The 16,599-nt window shown below is 28.8% G+C and carries 16 protein-coding genes; 12 read left to right on the top strand and 4 right to left on the bottom strand.

The genetic code is table 11. From position 1 onward, the window contains the following. Nucleotides 1–4 precede the first annotated feature (4 nt). Together J2127_RS04695 and J2127_RS04690 are read left to right on the top strand one after the other, a co-directional pair. Nucleotides 5–625, top strand: coding sequence for a DUF7411 family protein (locus tag J2127_RS04695; protein ID WP_245326465.1), 621 nt, complete (start codon nt 5–7; stop codon nt 623–625). A gap of 5 nt (nt 626–630) precedes the next feature. Beyond that, nucleotides 631–786 (top strand): 50S ribosomal protein L39e, encoded by a 156-nt coding sequence (locus J2127_RS04690; RefSeq protein ID WP_209591228.1) that lies wholly within the window; start codon nt 631–633, stop codon nt 784–786. A gap of 143 nt (nt 787–929) precedes the next feature. On the opposite strand, the gene J2127_RS04685 is transcribed toward J2127_RS04690, so the two are convergent. Beyond that, entirely contained in the window at nt 930–1,691 is a 762-nt protein-coding gene (locus tag J2127_RS04685; RefSeq protein WP_209732409.1) for a winged helix-turn-helix domain-containing protein, read from the bottom strand. 259 nt (nt 1,692–1,950) lie between these two features. Between J2127_RS04685 and J2127_RS04680 the strand changes: the two genes are divergently transcribed. The 9 genes from J2127_RS04680 (at nt 1,951) to J2127_RS04640 (ending at nt 13,014) form a co-directional block, all read left to right on the top strand. Beyond that, nucleotides 1,951–2,100, top strand: coding sequence for a hypothetical protein (locus J2127_RS04680; protein ID WP_209732408.1), 150 nt, complete (start codon nt 1,951–1,953; stop codon nt 2,098–2,100). Nucleotides 2,101–2,525: 425 nt separating this feature from the next. Beyond that, entirely contained in the window at nt 2,526–3,197 is a 672-nt protein-coding gene (locus J2127_RS04675) for a corrinoid protein (RefSeq protein WP_209732407.1), read from the top strand. 100 nt (nt 3,198–3,297) lie between these two features. Beyond that, nucleotides 3,298–4,386 carry a uroporphyrinogen decarboxylase family protein gene (locus J2127_RS04670; RefSeq protein WP_209732406.1) on the top strand — a complete coding sequence of 363 codons (1,089 nt, stop codon included), beginning with the start codon at nt 3,298–3,300 and terminating at the stop codon, nt 4,384–4,386. A 294-nt stretch (nt 4,387–4,680) separates the two neighbouring features. After that, on the top strand, nt 4,681–5,766 hold the full coding sequence (locus J2127_RS04665; RefSeq protein ID WP_209732405.1) for a uroporphyrinogen decarboxylase family protein: 1,086 nt from the start codon (nt 4,681–4,683) through the stop codon (nt 5,764–5,766). A 234-nt stretch (nt 5,767–6,000) separates the two neighbouring features. After that, on the top strand, nt 6,001–7,068 hold the full coding sequence (locus tag J2127_RS04660) for a methylcobamide:CoM methyltransferase MtbA (RefSeq protein ID WP_209732404.1): 1,068 nt from the start codon (nt 6,001–6,003) through the stop codon (nt 7,066–7,068). 133 nt (nt 7,069–7,201) lie between these two features. Beyond that, a complete protein-coding gene (locus tag J2127_RS04655; protein ID WP_209732403.1) occupies nt 7,202–9,274 on the top strand; it encodes an ASKHA domain-containing protein in 2,073 nt (690 codons plus the stop codon). Between the two features lie 64 nt (nt 9,275–9,338). After that, the gene (locus J2127_RS04650; protein ID WP_209732402.1) at nt 9,339–10,283 is read left to right on the top strand and encodes a CobW family GTP-binding protein; all 945 of its coding nucleotides are present in this window, start codon (nt 9,339–9,341) and stop codon (nt 10,281–10,283) included. Between the two features lie 232 nt (nt 10,284–10,515). After that, the gene (locus J2127_RS04645; RefSeq protein WP_209732401.1) at nt 10,516–11,847 is read left to right on the top strand and encodes an MFS transporter; all 1,332 of its coding nucleotides are present in this window, start codon (nt 10,516–10,518) and stop codon (nt 11,845–11,847) included. 234 nt (nt 11,848–12,081) lie between these two features. Next, complete coding sequence (locus J2127_RS04640) at nt 12,082–13,014, top strand: uroporphyrinogen decarboxylase family protein (RefSeq protein WP_209732400.1); 933 nt, start codon at nt 12,082–12,084, stop codon at nt 13,012–13,014. 18 nt (nt 13,015–13,032) lie between these two features. On the opposite strand, the gene J2127_RS04635 is transcribed toward J2127_RS04640, so the two are convergent. Beyond that, nucleotides 13,033–13,833, bottom strand: coding sequence for a helix-turn-helix transcriptional regulator (locus J2127_RS04635; protein ID WP_209732399.1), 801 nt, complete (start codon nt 13,831–13,833; stop codon nt 13,033–13,035). A gap of 29 nt (nt 13,834–13,862) precedes the next feature. Continuing rightward, nucleotides 13,863–14,498, bottom strand: coding sequence for a hypothetical protein (locus tag J2127_RS04630; RefSeq protein WP_209732398.1), 636 nt, complete (start codon nt 14,496–14,498; stop codon nt 13,863–13,865). Nucleotides 14,499–14,808: 310 nt separating this feature from the next. Between J2127_RS04630 and J2127_RS04625 the strand changes: the two genes are divergently transcribed. Beyond that, nucleotides 14,809–15,180 carry a hypothetical protein gene (locus J2127_RS04625; protein ID WP_209732397.1) on the top strand — a complete coding sequence of 124 codons (372 nt, stop codon included), beginning with the start codon at nt 14,809–14,811 and terminating at the stop codon, nt 15,178–15,180. A 704-nt stretch (nt 15,181–15,884) separates the two neighbouring features. Here the strand turns inward: J2127_RS04625 and J2127_RS04620 are convergent. Next, a complete protein-coding gene (locus tag J2127_RS04620) occupies nt 15,885–16,502 on the bottom strand; it encodes a ZPR1 zinc finger domain-containing protein (protein ID WP_209732396.1) in 618 nt (205 codons plus the stop codon). Nucleotides 16,503–16,599 lie beyond the last annotated feature (97 nt).

Here is a 16,599-nt window from a genome sequence, read left to right as displayed (position 1 = left end):
GACAATGGATGCAATTAATACCAATAATATGGATAGTAAGGCCCATGTATTGTTTAGCGGCGGTAAAGATAGTTCCTTATCGGCTATAATTCTAAATAATCTAGGATACGATATAGAATTAGTGACCATAAATTTTGGAGTTTTGGATTCCTATATTCATGCTCAAAATACTGCTAAAATATTAAATTATTCTCATAAGGTTATAAGCTTGGATAGCGAAATTCTTGAAAAATCTGTTGATATTATCTTAAATGATGGATTCCCATCAAATGGAATACAATACATTCACAAAGAAACATTGAATATTATTTCTGATGATTTTGAGGTTATTGCAGATGGTACGAGGAGAGACGACAGAGTCCCTAAGTTAAGCCACGCAGAAGTTCAAAGTTTAGAGATGAGAAAGAATATTCAGTATATAACTCCACTTATGGGTTTCGGACATAAAACTTTAAGAAATCTTGTTAATAATTATTTCGAAATTTCAGAAAAAGAGAGTGAAGAACTCTTAAAATCGGATTATGAAACCGAAATAAGGGCAGTATTGAGGTCAAGAGGCGAAAATCCTTTGGATTACTTCCCTAAACACATCCAATCAAGAGTGGTCGGATTAAAAAAGAGGTGAATTTTATGGCAAGCAATAAACCATTAGGTAAAAAAATAAGATTGGCTAAAGCTTTAAATCAAAACAGAAGAGTACCTTTATTCGCAGTAGCTAAAACAAAAGGTGCAGTAAGAAGCCACCCAAAAATGAGAAACTGGAGAAGAAAAAACCTTAAAAAATAATTGAATAGTTATTTTATATTTGATTATCTTTTTTATATAACTTATTTTCCAAATTATTATTATTTTTTTTATCACGTAATCTAATCTATATAGTAATGTATGATCTAATCTATATTATATCCAATATATTTAACTTATTTAGTTCATTCTAGTAATTTAGATACGTTTACAATTTTAAAAAGCGATTTTATAATATATTCTCCTTTTTTTGATAAATAGTAATTTCCTTTTTCGAATTTTTGAAATATAATACCCGAATTTTGCAGTTTTTGTAAATGGAATAATAAATTGCCAGATTTTAGTCCTGTAATGTTTGAAAGTTCTGAAAAACTATGATTTGCATATAATAGTGATTTTGCAATTTTTAACCTGTGAATGTTTGAAATTGGTTCTAATATTTCGTAGGTTTCTTTTTCCCCTATATTTATAAATTCTTTGATTTCATTTTCCGTATCTTTAACGCCTAATGATTTTATAAGTGCGTGCTGTTTTTCAAGGGCGTCACTATTTTCATAGTTACATTCTTTGTTAAATAGTGGTATTTTTTTGCTAAGTGTACTTCTATGTTTATAATGTTCTATGATCTCATCGGGGCTTTCACCTTCAAAGTCTAAAAATTTGTTTTTCTTTAAAAATTTTTTAAACTCTCCCATATACTTTTTTTTCAACTTTTCTTCATTCTGAATATTTATGTATAATTCATCGTCATTATCTTCTTTATCTTCCTTATATTCATTATTCTTAAAATCGCTTATTATACTTTTTTTGCCACCTTCATCTTCTTCAAGTGTAGTTAACTCCATATTTTCTATTAATTTATTTAATTTCCCATATAACGTTACTATATCTTTTTTAATATCTTTTATTGATTCATAGTCTGAATTGTATTCTCGTTCTTGTTTCATAGTCTACCCGAGATTTTGATATCAATTATTTTAAGTTTATTTTATTTTTAAATTTAATATTTTATTCTATAATTTTATAATATCTAATATTTTAATAGGGTTATTTAAATATACTAATCTCAAAATTGAATATTTCGCTGACAATTAAGTATATGTGTACTTCCTTGAATATATAATTCAAGTATTTGATATTTCAAATCAAGAAAATTTTAAAAATAAATGAATAATATTGAAATATAAAAAATATTTTGGTGAAATTATGGAATGTTGTATAAAGAATGAAAATTGTAATTGCCCTAACACAGAGTGTCCTCACTATGGTAACTGTAAAGACTGTATTAATGCACATTTAGAAGGCGGTACTCCCGTATACTGTATGGCAAAACTCTGCAATTGTTGTGACAATTAATTAATTACTTAACTATTGATTAATTAGTTAATTATACCATTACATGACTTACTAATATTGTTCTATACAAAATAAATAATCTATTTGTTATATTACAATATTATTAACTTATTATTTATTCCGTATTTTTAAATTTTAACTAATAGTATTTGTTTATTTAAATATACTAATCTCAATAATTTCTTTATAGTTTATCCTATTTTTTGACGATTTAATCCCTCAAATATTATCATTTTTAAAAATATATTAAAACTAACTTTATTTTAATTAAAGTACTTCTTAATAGATTTCTTTACATCCTTATTCGATATTATGTTTTCTAATGAAAATTATAAATATATTGATTACCATAATATGGGGTGCTATAATCTAAACATTAATAAATATGATTACCCTATTAAAAATCTTAATATATGAGGCCAAATATGACAGAGTCACAAGAAAATATGATAAAGCAACTTTCAGATGCCGTTTTAGAAATGGATGAAGATTTAACAGAAGAATTATCTGAAGCATATATTAAAAATGGATACGACGCATTTGAAGGAATTTCAAAAGGATTAGCAGATGGAATGAATAGAGCAGGTGTTATGTACGAAGAAGAGGAATACTTCATACCTGAATTATTAGTATGTTCTGACGCGATGTACAAAGGGTTGGATATTTTAAAACCTCATTTAAAATATTCAGAAAATGATGAAAAAATGAAAGCAGTAGTAGGTGTTGTAGAAGGGGATACTCACGACATCGGTAAAAACTTGTTTAAAATAATGTTAGAAACACAAGGTTTCGAAGTTTACGATTTAGGTAGGGATGTACCACCTATTGAATTCGTAGAGAAAGCTAAAGAAGTAAATGCAGATGTAATCGGATTGTCAACACTTATGACAACTACAATGGATAACATGAAAGTTGTTATTGACATCTTAAAAGAACAAAAAATGAAAGACAATACCATCGTAATGGTTGGTGGCGGTCCTATCTCACAAAGCTTTGCTGATAAAATTGGCGCAGACGGTTATGCTCCTGAAGCTTCAAAATCTGCAAGAATTGCAAAAGAATTAGTTTCAAAATTAAAAGATTCAAAATTAAATTAATTTTTTGAATTTATTTTTAAGTTTAAAATTGATAGTAATATTTAGCATTAGCATTTAATTTAATAATTAAGTAATTAAATCTAATTAGATTGTGATATAGATGATTAGCGACAAAATGACCCCTGCTCAAAGAGCCAAGGCAAAAGCAAACGGTGAACCAATTGATAGGTTACCTTGTAACCCAAACATTGGAAATGGTATTGCAAGAATTGCAGGGTACAAAATTTCAGAGTTTAATAGTAATTCTGATGCTTTAGCGGATGCTGTTATAAAATCTTACAAGATGTTTGGAATGGATGGTACAAGAGTTTTTACCGATTTGTTCTTAATAGCTGAAGCAATGGGTGCAAAGGTTAATAAACCTGAAGATAACACTGCAGATTTGGAAGAACCTGCAATTGACGATATTTCAAAAATAGACGATTTAAAGATAATCGACCCGTACAACGATGGCAGAATACCTGTACATTTAAGGGCCATGAAAAAAGTTAAGGATGAAATTGGCGACGAAGTTTCAGTAACGGCTTCAGTTGTTGGTCCATTTACAAATGCCTTCTTTTTAATAGGCATCGAAAAAATGACTAAAATGTTATTAAAAGACCCTGAATCAGTTCACAAGTTATGCGAAATTTCATTAAAAAGCTGCATGAAATTAACTGACGCGGCTTTGGAACAAGGCGTGGGTGTTACAATTTCAGAACCATTATCTTCTTGTACTGTAATAAGCCCTAAACACTTTAGAAATTATTCCGCACCATACCTTAAACGTTTGATTGATTATATGAAATCAAAAGGTGTAGGAAATATTGTATTACACATCTGCGGTAAAACTGATCCAATATGGGATGATTTGGTAGATATGGGTGTCAATGTATTAAGTATTGACGATATTGCTGATTTAAAACTTTGTGCTGATAGAGTGGGCGATAAAATGGCTGTAGCCGGTAACGTCGACCCTTCTGCAGTGATGTTTGCAGGAACCAAAGAACAAGTTAGAAAAGCAACTTTAAAAAGTATTAAAGAAGGTTACAAGGCTAAAAAAGGCTTTATTATAATGTCAGGATGTAGTTTACCTGTAGAAGCCCCTATTGAAAACATACAAACGATGATGGATACAGTAAGGGAAGTAGGATGGCCAGTAACTGATGAAAAATTAGAAAAATTAATGGCTATTACAAAATACGAGTAATTTAAAATCAAAAATCAAAAATCAAAATAATGATTAAAAAAATTATTGGTTTAACATATATTGTTATTATTTAAGTCTCTCAATCTTTAAATATAACATTAATACTCCTAAATATTAATTCAATAGTAATTTAAACAATTTAAATCCATATTTTACATATTTTAAATACTCCCAATAAATATCCATTCATTTAAAGAATTTTTTAGTTTTGGTTTAATTTTTAATTTTAATTTTATTTTAATTTCAATTAACAAAACATACGAAAAATTACTTACTAGTAGCATGAGGCAAACTATGAAAGATAAGATGACTCCTCTTCAAAGAGCTAGAGCAAAAGCAAACGGCGAACCAGTTGATAGATTACCTTGCAACCCTAACCTTTCAAACGGTATTGCAAGAATTTCAGGTTGTAAAATTTCAGATTTTAATAAAGATCCAAGAGCTTTGGCTGATGCAGTTATTGCAACCTATAGAAGATTTGGTGCAGACGGTGCCAAAGTATTCACCGATTTATTTTTATTGTCAGAAGCAATGGGCGCTAAAATGAAAATGCCTGACGATGATACAGTTGATTTATTAGAGCCTGCAATAAACGATATCTCAGAAATTGATAAAATACCTTTAATTGACCCTTACAATGATGCAAGATTGCCTATTCACTTAAAAGCAATGGAATACGTTCATGAAGAATTAAAAGACGAAGTTCCATGTACTGCACTTATTGTAGGTCCATTTACAAATGCTTGTTTTATCATCGGCGTTGAAAAAATGACCAAATTAATGATAAAAGACCCTGAATCAGTTCACAAGTTATGTGAAATATCACTCGAAAACTGTATCAGATTCACCGACGCAGCTATAAAAACTGGCGTAGGCATAAGCATTGCAGAACCTATGGCTTCATGTACTGTTATAAGCCCTAAACACTTCAGAGAATACTGTGCTCCATATTTATCAAAATATGTAGACTTTATAAAATCAAAACTCAATGGGGTTTCAATTCACATTTGCGGTCAAACTAAAGCAATATGGACTGATATAGCAGATATGGGTATTAACGCATTTAGTATTGATGATATAGCAGATATGGAAGATTGTGTTAACACAATAGGCGATAGAATGGTAGTAACAGGTAATGTTGATCCTTCCGCAGTAATGTACGCAGGAACTAAAGAAGAAGTAAGAAAAGCTGTTATAAAATCCGTTCAACAAGGTTACAAAGCTAAAAAAGGCTACGGAATCATGTCAGGATGTGGTTTACCTGTAGAAACACCTATTGAAAACATAGACGTTATGATGGATACTGCTAGAGAAATAGGATGGCCAGTAACTGATGAAAAATTAGAATATTTGTTAAGCATTAACAAATACGAAGAATAATTTGCAATTAATTTGATTTCAGAATGAAATTTTATGACTATATTTAATTTATTATTTTTAATTTTAATATTTTTATTAAAATTAGATTATTTTTAATGTATTTTAAAGAATTTATTTCAAATTTACTTAATTACTTAAAAGTATTCTAACTTACAATTAAAATTATGATTACAATTACAACATACCATATTATACATATATACAATATACCATACAACATGTTACGGTGATTATGTGATATCCCCTAAAGAACGATTAAAAACAGTTTTAAAAGAGAAAGAAACCGTAGATAGGCCTCCTTGTATATGTCCTGGCGGTATGATGAATATGATAGTTAAAGATATCATGGATATTACAAACATATATTGGCCAGAAGCTCACAATGACCCCCAAAAAATGGCGGATTTAACATATGGATTATATAAAAATGGCGGATTTGAAAATGTCGGCGTTCCTTTTTGTATGACTGTAGAAGCAGAAGCAATGGGCGCTAAAGTTAAAATGGGTACTGAAACAACTGAACCAAGAGTTACAGAATATCCAATAAATTCAGTAACCGAATACACGAATTTAAATGAAATTTTATCGACTAAAAACGATGAAAAAGATGAAAAAGGAAATATAAGCAGAGAAAAAGTAATATTGGACTCTATACAAATTTTAAAGAATAAAGACAAAGATGTACCTGTGGTTGCAAATTTAACTGGCCCTATAAGTGTAGCTTCATCATTAATGGAGCCAATTACATACTATAAAGAACTTAGATCTAAACCGGAAAAAGTTCATGAATACATGGATTTTGTTACAGATAATTTAATAAAATTTGGTAAAGCTCAATTAAAAGCAGGTGCTGACGTTTTGGCAATTTCTGACCCAAGTGGTACTGGTGAAATTTTAGGACCTAAAATGTTTAAAGAATATGCTATGCCTTATTTAAATAAATTGGTAGAAGAAACACAGGATTATGCTCAAACTGGTACTATAATTCACATTTGCGGTAGATTAAAAAGTATATACGGCGAAATAAAAACTTTAGAAAGTGATGCAATCAGTTTTGATTCAATAACTGATGTAAAGCAAGTTGTTGAGAATGTGCCAGGTAAAGCAATTATGGGTAATGTGAGTACATTTGCTTTAGAAAATGGTAACCCTGAATCAATAGGTAGAATGAGCAACGCTTGTATAAAATTCGGAGTAGATATTTTATCCCCTGCGTGCGGTATTGGCGTTAGGACGAAATTAGAAAATATCCAAGCAATGGTAAATACGGCAAAAAATTCGGATTCGAATTTAAAAGATTAAAATGTCACAATAATAAAAATAGAATCTAATAAAATCTAATAAAATCAAATAAAATCAAATAAAAATACTTAGATATTTAATAATTAAATATCTAATTTAAATTTTTCTATATAACTACATTTAGAGGCTTAAAATGGCAATAATTACAGTAATTAATTCAAACATTGAAAATAATGTTTTAAAATTTTACAATGGTGAATTACTGCTTAATATTCTCCAAAGTAATAGTTTAAAGGTAGAAAGTCCATGTGGCGGTGCCGGAACTTGTGGAAAATGTAAAGTTAAAATTTTAAATCAAAATGAAAACAATGTTTCAAAACCTTCCCCTGAGGAATTAAAATACCTTTCAGAAGATGAATTAAGTTCTGGAGTTCGTTTAAGTTGTTTAACTTATGTTTATGATGATTTAACAGTAGATTTACTACATGACGCTAATTTATCTAACAATGAAGAGAGTAGCTCCCATAAAATTTTAGCAGATGGATATATCCCAGAATTTAACTATAATCCAAACATTATGAAAATATCTTGTCCTATAACAAAAGATACGCTAAAAATGATGGATATTGAAAATTTAACGAATAAAAATATTAAAACTTTTGAAGAAATATTTTTAAAATTATTAAATGATACTGTTAATAATATGGATAAAAATGATGGATATTGTTTAGATGTTAATAAATTACATTTTAATTTAAATGATTTGGGTATCTTAACATCAGTACAAAGATTGTCTGAATTACTATCTAAAAATTTAAACCCTGAATCAGAAATAGCTGTTGACGTAATTTTTTCAGAAAATAACTTATTAGGAATAGAAATTCGGGATAACGAAAATTTAAACGAAAATAACTCAAAAAATATAGATTCAAATTCAGATTTAAATTCGGATTCAATTTTAAATTCTAGTTCAAATTGCTACGGAGTAGCCATAGACATTGGAACAACTACTGTAGTGTCTTCTTTAATCGATATACAAAATGAAAAAGAACTTTGTTCAGAAAGTAGAATCAATCCACAAAAACAATACGGATTAGACGTACTTTCAAGGATAGATTTTACAAAAAAGAATGAAAAAGGTCTAAAGTTATTACATGATAGTATAATTGCATGTATTAATGAAATGATAACCGATTTAGCTAAAAAACAAGGAATATCTAAAGAATATATTTACGAAGTTATAATATCTGCAAATACTACAATGTTGCATTTTTTACTAAATATTGATGCCAAAACCATTGGTAAATCCCCTTATTTACCGATATTCTTAAATTCAAAGTATTTGAAAGCAACCGATTTAAATATTGATATCTCAAAATTTGGTAACATATATTGTTTACCCGGAGTTTCTGGATACATCGGTTCAGACATAGTTGCTGGCGTAGAAGTATCTGATTTGGAAAAAACCGATAAATTAGTATTATTTATCGACATTGGAACTAATGGGGAAATAGTTTTATCAAATCATGGCGAATTATCTGCATGTTCTTGTGCAGCCGGTCCTGCATTAGAAGGTATGAATATTAGCTGTGGTATGAGGGCAGCAAACGGTGCAATAGAAGGTTTTAAATTCAAAGAAGCTGACAATAATGAGTCTAATGACACAAACGAATTAAACGTGGATATAAAAGTAATTGGGGACTGTGAACCTTTGGGAATTTGTGGTAGCGGTATTTTAGATATCATTTCTGAAATCGTAAGAGTTGGATTAGTTAATAAGACAGGACGTATAAAATCGCCAAATACTGTAGATGATATTTATAAAAATAGTATTATCGAAAAAGATGGCAAAAGAGCCATATTAATTTACGCTAATCCAAATTCAAACCATAAAGACATCTATATATCTCAAAACGATATTAGGCAAGTACAATTGGCTAAAGCAGCAATTGTATCAGGTTTTGAAGCTTTATTAAATGAATTAAACGTTTCAATGCAAGATTTAGATGAAGTTATAGTTGCAGGGCAATTTGGAAAACACCTGAGTGAAGAAAGCTTAGCGGGAAGTGGCATAATTCCGAAAGAATTAAAGAATAAAGTTCGATACATTGGTAATTCTTCCAAAATGGGTGCGCTAATGTGCTTATTATCTAAAGATTCTAGAAAAAATATGGAAAACGTAGCAAATAAAATAAAATATTGTGAATTATCTACGAAAGATGGGTATGAAGACTTATTTATCAAAGCTTTAAATTTTAACAAATAATGTATAATAAAATATAAATTAAAATACGAATTATTTAAATTAATTTGAAATTAAGGGGTGTAATATGAACAAAATAAAAATAGACGTAATATCTGGGTATTTGGGTTCTGGCAAAACTACATTTATTCAAAAATTGGTTAAATCTACAGAAAATGAACGAATTGTAATCATAGAGAATGAATTTGGGGATATTGGTATCGATGGTGATATCTTAAGAGATAAAGGTTTAGATGTTGTAGAACTTGAAAAAGGTTGTATCTGCTGTACTTTAAAATTAAACTTTTTAAAATCTCTTAAAAATATCATTGAATACATGAAACCTACTAGAATCATTGTAGAACCTACAGGAATGGGTCTTTTAAGCCAAATAATTGGGATTGTACTTGACGATAATAACAAAGAGATTCAAGATAATTGTACGTTAAATTCTGCAATTACTGTAATTGATGGTGAAAATTACCTGGATCAAGTTGAATTGTTCGGTGATTTTTTCAACGACCAAATAAAGAATGCAGACAAGTTAATTATCAGTAAATCTCAGTATATAACTCAAAATGAATTAGATAATATTGTAAATTCTTTAAAAGAAACAAATGATAATGCAATAATTATTTCTGAAAATTGGGATGATATAGACTCTGATAAGTTTTTAAAAGTCATTGATGATAGTAAAGAAACAATTTCAAAAGAACTTTATATCGGAGATGTCCACAAGGCTATGCAAGGCGTTTCAAGTGTTTTAGTTAGTTTTAACAATCCTTTAAATGTAGAATCTTTTAAAAATGCTGTAGAATCTTTAAAATCTAATGATTATGGATTAATTATGCGGGGAAAAGGATATATTAATTACATCGATGAGAAAAATCCAGAAGTTCAACGTTATGCAGAATTTAACTATGTTGGAAATAACTACGAACTTGAAAATTTAAATACTAAAAAATCTTCTGAAATTTGCATAATTGGTAAAGATTTAAACGAAAAAGAAATCATCGATTTATTTAATTTTTAATTTCATATTATCTTTACATTATCTTATATTATTTTTTTTACTTATTTTTATATTATTTTTATATTATTTTTTACTTTATTTTTTAATTTAATCAATTTTTAGTTATTAATAAATCTAATGCCCATATTATATATATTAGTTAGATATAATAGAATTACGAGAGACTTGGTGATAACAATTATTGAACCGAAAATTGATTAATCATAGCTTAATTCAATTTTGAGGTACTATTATGTTATCGAAAGAAAATATATCTAAAATGATGAAATACAGATGGGTAATGTTTGCAGTTCTTGCAATAGTTTATTTCTTTGTTTACTTCCACAGAACATCTCTTGCAGTTATGGCTGGAGATTTAATGAGCACTTTCGGCGTAGGTGCTGGACAAATAGCATTATTAGGTTCAGTATACTTCTATGCTTATGCGTTAATGCAGATACCTTCCGGTGTTTTGGCAGATAAGTATGGACCTAAAAAGGTTGTTTCAGTATTCACCTTAGTAGCTGCTATTGGTGCTTTATTGACTGGTATAGCAACAGATTTTAATATGGTAATCTTAGGTAGATTATTAATTGGTATTGGTGTAGCAGCAGTATATATTCCAATTATGAAGGTACTTGCAACCTGGTTCAGAAAAAACGAGTTTGCAACACAAAGTGGTGTGATGTTAGCTGTAGGTAACATCGGTGCTTTATCAGCAGCGGCTCCTTTAGCTATGTTAAACACTTCATTAGGTTGGCAAACCGTATTCTTAGGATTGGGTGGATTTTCAGTATTATTGGCAGTTTTATCCTACGTTTTCATTAAAGATAAACCTTCAGATAAGGGATTCCCAACAATAGCAGAAGTTGAAGCTTTAGAAAGCGGTAAAGAGGTTTCAAAACTAGCTGTAGAAACTCAAAAGGCTGAAGCACCTAAAGCTGAAGATACTATTGGTATTAAAGATGCTATGAAAATGGTAGTTAAAGAAAAATCATTCTGGGCATTAGGTATTTGGTTCTTCTTCTTCTACGGCTCTTTAATGGCTTATCAAGGTTTATGGGCAGGCCCATACTTCCAAGATGTACTAGGCTGGGATAAATTAACATATGCAGGACTTTTAATGTTTATAGGTCTTGGTCTTATCTTTGGATGCCCTGTTGCAGGTTACTTAGCAGATAAAGTTTTAAAATCAAGAAAAAAGACATTAATAATTGGTACAGTACTCTACACTGCATTATGGTTTGCAATATGGGCTTTAACTGGCGTAGATAATCCTTTGATTTACCAAGTTTTATACTTCTTATTTGGTTTCTTCGGTGGTTTCTTCGTTGTATCATATGGTCAGGTAAAATCATTATTCCCAATATCAATTGCAGGTACTTCAACAGCTATCTTAAACTTCTTCCCATTCGTGGGTGGTGCAGTATTACAACAAGTTTGTGGTGCTATAATTGCAAGTTACGGTATAACAGCAGCAGGTGGCTTTACAATAGCAGGTTACCAAACAGCATGGTTAACTTTAGCTATAGGTATGGCAATAGCAACTGTTTCAGTGTACTTCTCAAAAGAAAAGGGTTTATAATTAATGATATTTGCTAATAATATAACATGATTAAATTGATTAAAAATTAATTAAGATTATAGCAACCCCTAAATTATTTCAAATCAACCCCCCATGTTATTAATTCAAATAAATCATAATTATACCCCAAAATTTTATTTTTATTTTTATTTATTTTTTACTTAATTTTAAGTATATACGTATAAGATTAGAATTTAAACAATTAATGGCGTTATTGTTTAAGTTGGTGAAATTATGGATAATATGAATACAAATAATAAAGAAAATTCGGATTTTAAATGTATTAGTGATAATTTCGAAACAATACCTGATTCTATAGCCAGTGATTTTAAGTTTCCTGAAGCACACAACAACCTCCAGGACATGATTAACTTATCAAAGGCCATGAAAGAAGTTAAAAAAGACATGTTTTGCAGACTTCCTTTTTGTAATACTATAGAAGCTGAAGCATTTGGTGCAATTATTAAATTGGGCGATAATAAATACGGTCCAAGAGTTGATAAGTATTTAATAAGTTCAAATGAGGAATTGGCTGATTTTGAAAGTATTTTGGATATAGATTTGAGTATGAAAAAAGGTAGGATAAATAACGTAATAACTGCAGCTCAGGAATTAGTTAATTCGGGAGAGTATGTAATATTGAACATTTGTGGACCTTTTACCGTAGTTTCTGCATTAATGGATCCTAAAATATTCTATAAAGAACTTAGAAAAAATCCAGAAAATGCTAAGAAGCTATTAAATTACATTGAAGACGGTATCGTAAATTATATGGTGGAAGGAGCGAAAAGCGGCGCTAAAATTATATCCTATTCTGATTCTGTAGGTACCTTAGATATCGTAGGACCTAGAATTTTTAAAAATTATAGCGGAATATCTAATAAAAGAATAATTGAACAATATAAATCAATCATGGAAGGATTACCAAGTTATAATCCGATATTACATGTTTGTGGTAAGTTATCTTGCTCATTTGAAAATGTTGATATGTATTCACAATGTCCTGTGGATTGCAATACTACTACTAAAAATTATGGTGAAGTGTTATTGGATATCACCAATTCAAATGATGCAGATAAAAATAAGACAACTACCGTATTGGCTAATGCGTGCATAAAAAAGACACGTTCCAGATTAAAAAATAGTACAATTTATGAGTTAAAGTAAAATAATTATTTTTTTACTTTAAATATCGTTTTTATCGTATCCTTTTAATGATATTCGATTGGTATTTCCATAAGGTTTTCTAACTATCAGCCCATATAATTCTAATTTTCTAATGGTTCTCGAAACTTTTACTTTTGAAAATCCTGTTTCCAAAACAATTTTATTTTGTAGTAATTCCTTATTTTCACTATCGTACAATAAATTATATATTTTTAATTCATCTTCTTTTAAATTCTTCAATTTTTTCTCATCGACTTTAAATTCAATTTCCTTTTTAGTTTCTTTTTCAACTTCTTTTTCAGTTTCAATTGTTTGTAGTGGTTCCGATTCTTCGTTAAAGTTCTTATCAATATTGGTATTTTCCAAATTTTCAAATTCGGCATTTTCTTCAAATTCTAGATGTGAAGGTTCTTCTTCAAAATAATTCAAATTTTCGTTTTCCACAGTTTTTACAGTCCCTACAGTTCCTGCACCGCCGATTTGAAGCGGTAGTGATTCAACAGTACTCTTGTTTTTAAATTGTGCTTCATCTAAATTTTCACTGGTTTTAAGGTTTCTACCATCTAAACTCTTTATTAGCTCATATTTAATGTCACCAATGCAGGTAAGTTTTGAAAAGCAATTCGTGGCAATAGCTGAAAGCGCTAACATCAATATTACTTCATTAAGCGGATACATTTTTGGCGTGGCTATTGCTACAGGGTCTCCGTTACCAATGGCTACTGAAACGGAAGTGATTCCTTTTGAAAACAGCATAATTGATATGGAGAATACCGAACCTGCTAGTATAACCGCATATGCCAAATCTTTTTTGTTCATATTACCACTTAGTTATGATTTATAATATGTTAGTTGCTATATTGATTATTCATTTTTGTATTTCCATAACCTTTTGCATTATGGTTTTGAGTTTGAGGATTTAAATTTTTTTGAACAGTGTTGTTTAAATATTCCTTTTGTTCACTCGATAGGTTTAATTGATTAATTTCTTCATCAGATAATGAAACAAACTGATAAATTTCAAATATTTTTTCCATTTGTTGTTTTGATAAATTTAAATTACTTATATCTTCATAGGTGTAAATTCTATATATGATATGATGTGCTGATGAATTTTTACTATATTCAATATCTGGCACTAAAACCCAATTTAATTCTTTATCATCTTTTTTCAACATCTTATTTAATTTTTCATAAACCGATTTGTTCATGATGTGTATGTTACCTTGTGCATCATAAGCCACACTATCAGGGTCTTCTTCAGAAATATTTATGAGTGCATACTTTATTTCTACATCTAAAGAATCTCCAGGTATTGTGGATACATATAGTTCTCCACTACCAACCGTATATGGGGGTGAAATGTCTTTGAAATTTTCATCCAGATTCTCTCCAAATACATTCCATAATATGTTGGCAGATATCATTGCTCCACTAACAAATGCAATGATGCATATTAAGGTTACAAGAATTATTTTCTTCATTTTATTTACCTCCCAGCATATTTAGGGTGAAATACACTTTATACGTTATGTTGAAACGAGTTTTGAGTAATTTTAAATCTTGAAACCACTATTCTAAATTACAAAATAACTGAAACGAGTCTATATTTTTAATTTTTAAAAGTAATTACTAACTTATATATTATATACTTAACGATTTAGTTGTATTTTAACCAATTTCTAGCATTATTTTTGAAAATTTAGTGTATTTTAAAAATAATTTATAAAATAGAGTTTATAATATAGTGTTTCAACCAAGTATTCTTCGGGAGTAAGTCCCGGGGGCCAATAAATGAGTAAATTTACAAAGATTACAGCGTCCTTATTGGTCATATCAATTTGCCTTGCAGGAGTTTTTGCAAATGGCTTTGACAATTCAAACGGTCAAAGAATGAAAACAAATGCTTTACAAATTGAAAATTGTGATTGTACCCAATCAGGCACAGAAGGTTGTCAAAATTATGAAAATAATTATAATCATAATTATAATCATAACTATCAGCACAAATACAATTTAAATAATGCAAACTGTACCTGCGATTACAACTGTGAAAATAGAAGTGAATTTAAAAACAACAACTACCAACACAACTATAAAAACAACCGTAATCAAAAAAATAACGATGTAGGAGCGATTGAATCAGCAATCGGTTCAATATTCTAATAAAGTATTATCATAATTAAAATATGAATTAAGGACAATATTTACACAAAACCTCTATTATTGAATTATAATAGATTTTAGTTTAATATATTATGTATAAATTGGTTGTATTACATTACATAATAGGACATGCGTATAAATGAATTTACACAGAAACACTAAACTATGCCATATAATCAAAGATAGATTAAAACGTACTATATCTACTTATTGAAAACCTATACCTATCTAATTAAAACACACTCTCTATATACATACCATATGGGAACAATAAGCTGATGCTTATCTATAAACTATTGCTATTTCAAAAGAATACAAAGAATAAATACATATGCTAAATAGAAAGCTAGACAACACTAGATAATATAAAAAAATAAAAAATAAAAAATAGAAAATTAAATAAATTTACAAAAACTTAAATAAATGGATATTTTAAGTTATCCTTTAATATTTTATAATATTCCTCCAAGTATTATAAAGTTTGAAATCAAAAAAGTTTAAAAAGATACGAAATATTCATTTATAAATTTACATGCCTAAAATAATTTAAAAACATTTTCATAGATTTACACACTTAAAGTTAATTTACACATTAAAATTTTATTTTTAAAAAAAAGTTATTTTAAAATTTAAGTTTCATCTTAAATTTAAAATTTTATACAATTTTATATTTTACACTATAATTCATTTTATTTTATCATTAGTTATTCATGAACGCCATTTTCCATAATTGCTACATCATGTGTTAGTTTTGCTATTTCTTCGTCAGTTAAATCTTCTTCGATAACTCCATCCCCAATTATTGCGCTATGCCCTAGGGGGTCTTCTATGATAAGTGTAACTGATAATTTACCTTTTTTAACCAATTCTAATTTATCAACAAGTTCATTAGCTTTTTTTATTTCATTTTCATCTTCTACCCAGCCAATAAGTGTTTTTAAGGCATCTTCTAATCTTGTAAGTACGCCTTCTACATTGGATACGTAAGCTTCTGAAGCTGGTCCTGGGGAAACTTCAAATCCAAGTTCGGGGATTAAAATATGACCTGTGGAACCTCTAATTACTCTTTTGTTTAAATCGTATTCTTCGCTTATTTTTATTATAAATCTTTTAGGTTCTTTAACTTCTGAAGGGAAGATGTCACTTTTTTTGTAGTTACAATTTTTACAAAATAATGTAGTTTCTATAACCTTTCCAAAATAAGGTATCTCTAATTCCTGAGTTACCATTTTTAAGCCATTTTCCGCATGACATATGGGGCAATCCATAACGCTAACTTGATTAATTCCGCTTTTTATATTCTCATCTTTTTTAGATTCCATATTTTCACCCATAAAATAATAGTAATAACAATAATTACTAACAATAATAGTTTATAAATAATATTCATATTTCTATTTAAATATTATATTAAATTAA

The sequence above is a fragment of the Methanococcus voltae genome, assembly GCF_017875395.1.
GTDB lineage: Archaea > AGJL01 > Methanococci > Methanococcales > Methanococcaceae > Methanococcus > Methanococcus voltae_C.
This window is presented reverse-complemented; position numbering and strand designations above follow the sequence as displayed.